This window comes from Streptomyces sp. YS-3, assembly GCF_045257485.1.
Lineage (GTDB): Bacteria > Actinomycetota > Actinomycetes > Streptomycetales > Streptomycetaceae > Streptomyces.
Genome location: NZ_JBJHPC010000575.1, coordinates 1 through 4,524 on the forward strand (window position 1 = coordinate 1; position 4,524 = coordinate 4,524).

Annotated in this window: 4 protein-coding genes; 3 read left to right on the forward strand and 1 reads right to left on the reverse strand. The window is 73.0% G+C overall.

Annotated features, from left to right (window positions below):
• The first annotated feature begins 318 nt into the window (after nucleotides 1–318).
• Nucleotides 319–2,373, forward strand: coding sequence for a DHA2 family efflux MFS transporter permease subunit (locus ACJA3G_RS31010; protein WP_406556360.1), 2,055 nt, complete (start codon nucleotides 319–321; stop codon nucleotides 2,371–2,373).
• A 25-nt stretch (nucleotides 2,374–2,398) separates the two neighbouring features.
• Here the strand turns inward: ACJA3G_RS31010 and ACJA3G_RS31015 are convergent, their stop codons facing one another.
• Complete coding sequence (locus ACJA3G_RS31015) at nucleotides 2,399–2,902, reverse strand: GNAT family N-acetyltransferase (protein WP_406556361.1); 504 nt, start codon at nucleotides 2,900–2,902, stop codon at nucleotides 2,399–2,401.
• 88 nt (nucleotides 2,903–2,990) lie between these two features.
• Between ACJA3G_RS31015 and ACJA3G_RS31020 the strand changes: the two genes are divergently transcribed.
• A complete protein-coding gene (locus ACJA3G_RS31020) occupies nucleotides 2,991–3,590 on the forward strand; it encodes a hypothetical protein (protein WP_406556362.1) in 600 nt (199 codons plus the stop codon).
• Between the two features lie 131 nt (nucleotides 3,591–3,721).
• Nucleotides 3,722–4,117 (forward strand): hypothetical protein, encoded by a 396-nt coding sequence (locus ACJA3G_RS31025; RefSeq protein ID WP_406556363.1) that lies wholly within the window; start codon nucleotides 3,722–3,724, stop codon nucleotides 4,115–4,117.
• Nucleotides 4,118–4,524: the final 407 nt, after the last annotated feature.

The following is a 4,524-nucleotide window of genomic DNA, read 5'->3' on the forward strand; positions in this document are numbered from 1 at the left end:
GGATGGGGGCGGGCGGCTGGTCGAGGTTTTTCAGGGTTACGTACGGCCTGATCAGCAGGGGGTCGAAGTCCTCCTGCGGTGTCGGTGTCGGTGCCGGGCACGGGCAGGTCGGTCTGCCCGTGGGCTCGCGGTATGCACCACATTCAGGACATGCGTGTCCCGTCATCTTGGGTTCCCTCCCCTTGAACTGCCTGCGATTATGCAGGTCCCGGGCGGGGCGTCGGAGGGGGCCCCGGGCTGCCCGGCAGGCCATTTTCGGACATTGCTATCAGGATGGAGAGAGGCGGGGCACGGACGGCGACAGAGAGGGGCGTGCCCATGGCTCAGGAAACGGCCCCCACGGCACTCTCCCCGGGGGACGGGCCCGGCGCCGGGCACGAACGGCGGACCGTGCTCGTCGCCATCGGCGCGCTGCTGCTCGGCATGCTGCTGGCCGCGCTCGACCAGACCATCGTCTCCACCGCCCTGCCCACCATCGTCAGCGAGCTCGGCGGGATGGAGCACCTGTCGTGGGTGGTCACCGCGTACATGCTCGCCTCCACCGCCGCGACCCCACTGTGGGGCAAACTCGGTGACCAGTACGGCAGGAAGAAGCTGTTCCAGGCCGCCATCGTGATCTTCCTCATCGGCTCGGCGCTGTGCGGAATCGCGCAGGACATGGGGCAGTTGATCGCCTTCCGGGCGCTCCAGGGCCTCGGCGGCGGCGGGCTGATGGTCCTGTCGATGGCGATCGTCGGCGACCTCGTCCCGCCGCGCGAACGCGGCCGGTACCAGGGCCTGTTCGGCGCCGTGTTCGGGGCGACCAGCGTCCTCGGTCCGCTGCTCGGCGGGCTCTTCACCCAACACCTCAGCTGGCGCTGGGTGTTCTACGTCAACCTGCCGGTCGGCGTCGTGGCGCTGCTGGTGATCGCGGCGGTCCTGCACATCCCCGTGCACGGCACCCGGCACACCATCGACTACCTCGGCACCCTCCTGATCGCCTCCGTCGCCACCTGTCTGGTCCTCGTCGCCTCGCTCGGCGGCACCACCTGGGCCTGGGGCTCGGCACAGATCATCGGGCTCGCGGTGCTGGGCGCGGTACTGCTCGCCGCGTTCGTCGCCGTCGAGCGGAAGGCCGCGGAACCGGTCCTTCCGCTGAAGCTGTTCCGTATCCGCACCTTCACGCTCGTCGCCGTCATCAGCTTCGTCATCGGCTTCGCGATGTTCGGCGCGATGACCTATCTGCCGACGTTCCTCCAGATCGTCCAGGGCGTCACCCCCACCATGTCCGGGGTGCACATGCTGCCGATGGTCTTCGGGCTGCTGCTGACGTCGACCGTGTCCGGCCAGATCGTGTCGCGTACCGGCCGCTGGAAGGTCTTCCCGATCGCGGGCACGGCCATCGTCACCTTCGGCCTGCTCCTGCTGCACCGGCTCACCGAGGCCAGCTCCACCTGGGAGATGAGCCTGTACTTCTTCGTCTTCGGCGCGGGGCTCGGCCTGGTGATGCAGGTGCTCGTCCTGGTCGTCCAGAACGCCGTGGCCTACCGGGACCTGGGCGTGGCCACCTCCGGGGCGACCTTCTTCCGCTCGATCGGGGCCTCCTTCGGTGTGGCGATCTTCGGCACGATCTTCACCAACCGGCTGAACGGCAAGCTCACCGACGCGCTGGCGGGCCGCGAGCTCCCGCCGGGCACAGGTCCCGCGCGGCTGGCCGCCGACCCGCGCACGATCGCCCAACTGCCACCGCGGTTGCGTCCGCCGGTGCTGCACGCGTACGCGCAGTCGATCACCGATGTCTTCCTCTACGCGGTCCCGGTGACGCTGCTCGCCTTCGCCATCGCCTGGTTCCTGCGCGAGGACAAGCTGCGGGGCGCGGTCACCGCGCCCGACGCCAGCCAGACCGTGGCGTCCAACCCCGTCGAGCGTTCGTCGTACGACGAGTGCGCGCGGGCGCTGTCGGTGCTGGGCACCCGGGAGGGCCGCCGCGCGATCTACCAGAAGATCACCGCCAAGGCGGGCCTCGACCTGCTGCCCGCCGCGAGCTGGCTGCTGCTGCGCATCCAGCGGCACGGCTCCGCCGAACCCGCCGCCCTGGCCGAGCACACGCCCGTGCCGCTCACCGTGATCACGGAGGGCGGGCGGCAGTTGGAGGAGCGCGGTCTGGCCCGGCGCGAGGGCAGGGAACTGGTCGCCACCGAGAGCGGACGGGCGACCGCCCTGCTGCTCGGCCGGGCCCGCGAGGAGTCCCTGGCGGAGCTGCTCGGCGACTGGTGGGGCCCGGACCGCCCGACCGACCTGGTCGGGCTGGTGGAGGAGCTGACGGCCGAGCTGTCCGGATCGGACGGGGAGCTGCCGCGCGGGCCGCAGCCGCACCGGGACCACATGCGGTGAACGGGCCGCCTCCCCGCTCCGGTCCTCACAACTCCTTGGCGAACCACCGCTCCGCGTACGGGCGTTGGGCGTAGGGATCGATCTCGCGATAGCCGTTGCGCGCGTACAGCGCCCGCGCCTCGACCAGGTCGTGGCGGGTGTCCAGGGCCACGCGGCGGGCGCCGAGCCGGCGCGCGGCCGTCTCCAGCGCGGTGAGCAGGGCCGCGCCGCCGCCGGTGCCGCGCAGACCCGGGCGTACGTAGACCCGGGTCAGCTCGGCGGTGGCGGGGGCCGTTCCGTCGATGACCGGGGCGGTCTCGCAGAGCAGGATCCCGCCGCACGCGGCGGCCACCCCGTCGCGGCGGCCGACCACGAAGTCGCCCAGCGGAGGCCGCAGCCGGTCGGCGCCGTCGTCCGTGAGGCCCTGCTCGATCTCTTCGGCGGTGGCCGGGCGCCCGTACCAGCGGCTCGCCACCTCGTCGTAGTACTCGCGGCGGAGCAGCGCCGCGTCGGGGGAGTCGTACGGCTCGCGGTTCATGATCCAACTCATGGCGTCTGCCTACCCGACGCAGGCACCGTTTGGCCACCGAATTCCAGGCAACCCGGCGGACAAGGCCCAACTCACCGGGAAGGCACACATGTCCACGATCGTGATTGTCGTCCTGATCGCGGTGCTCGCCCTCGCCGTGCTCGCCGTCGTCGTCCGGTTCGCGCTGCGCGGGTCGGCGACCGGGGGGCGCGGACTGCGCAAGCGCTTCGGTCCCGAATACGACCGGGCGGTCGTCCTGCACGACGGGGACCGCCGGGCCGCCGAACGTGAACTCACCGAGCGGCTGAAGCGGCACGGCTCGCTCTCCGTGCGCCCGCTGGCCCCCGAGGTCCGCGAGCACTACCTCGCGCGCTGGGCGGGCGTGCAGGAGCAGTTCGTCGACTCGCCGCGGCGGGCGGCCGAGGCGGCCGACCAGCTGGTGGCCAGTCTCGCCGAGGAGCGGGGCTTCCCGGCGGCGAAGGCGTACGAGGAGCAGATCGCGGCGCTGTCCGTGCACCACGCCGGGCAGCTCGACGGCTACCGCCGGGTGCACCGCGCGGCGCGCGGCACGGGTGACACCGAGGAGATACGGGAGGCGGTCATCGAGGCCCGCAGCCTGTTCGAGGAGCTACTGACGGCCGGGCCGCGCCAGGCCCAGCCGACGCGCCGCCCGGCTCTGCCGCGGCGCCATGCGAAGGGGGCGGTGTGATGCGGCACCACGACGACGAGCCGGTGGGGACCCCGGGGGCCGCGGCGGTTCCGGATTCGCCGCAAGTGGCTCCGGCGGTACGGGCGTCCGATCCCGGGGTGCCGGGGTCCGGTGCGGGTTCCGGTGCGGGTGTGCCGGGGGCCGGTGCGGCCGGGCGGGCCCAGGACCCCGCGCTGAGCGTGCCGGAGCCGGGTATGGGCGCGTCCGGCTCGGCCACGGCCACGGCCATGGTGCCGGGCGAGCAGCCCGCGCCGCCTCCGCCGGCCGACCTCGCGCCGCTCGCCCTGCTCCCCACGGAGGAGCGCGACAAGTGGGCGCTGCGGCTGCACCGGGCGGTGACCGGGTTCATCGACGAGCCCCGCAAGTCCGTTGAGGAGGCCGACGCCGTACTGGGCGAGACGGCCGGGCGGATCGCGGAACTCGTGAAGGAGCGGCGGCCGGATCTCTCCGCGAAGAGCGACACGGAGGAGTTGCGGTTGGCGTTGCGGGAGTGCCGGGAGCTGACGGAGCGGATGCTGGAGCTGTAGGAGGCCGGTTTTCCGTCTGCGGGCCGTGGAGGGTTGCTCGCGCAGTTCCCCGCGCCCCTAGGGGTCCGTGGCCGAGCCTGCTCCCGGGGCGGGGCCCCGCCCCGGTGGCCCCCCGGACGAAGTCTGGCCGTTGTGGTGGGTTGCTCGCGCAGTTCCCCGCGCCCCTTAAATGCCTGTGGCTGAGCCGGGTTTCCCGGTTGCGGCGGGCGTGCTCAGGGGCGCGGGGAACTGCGCGCCTAGCCACAGCGGGCCCGCAGGCAATGGCTCACCCCAGCGGGGGCGGCACCACCACCGGTTGTGGTGGGGTGACCGGGCGGCGGCCTGCCCTGCGGCGGATCAGCAGCAGCGCCGCCGACAGCCCGGCCAGCACCCCGCCCCCCACCGCCAGCACCCACGCCGGCACACCC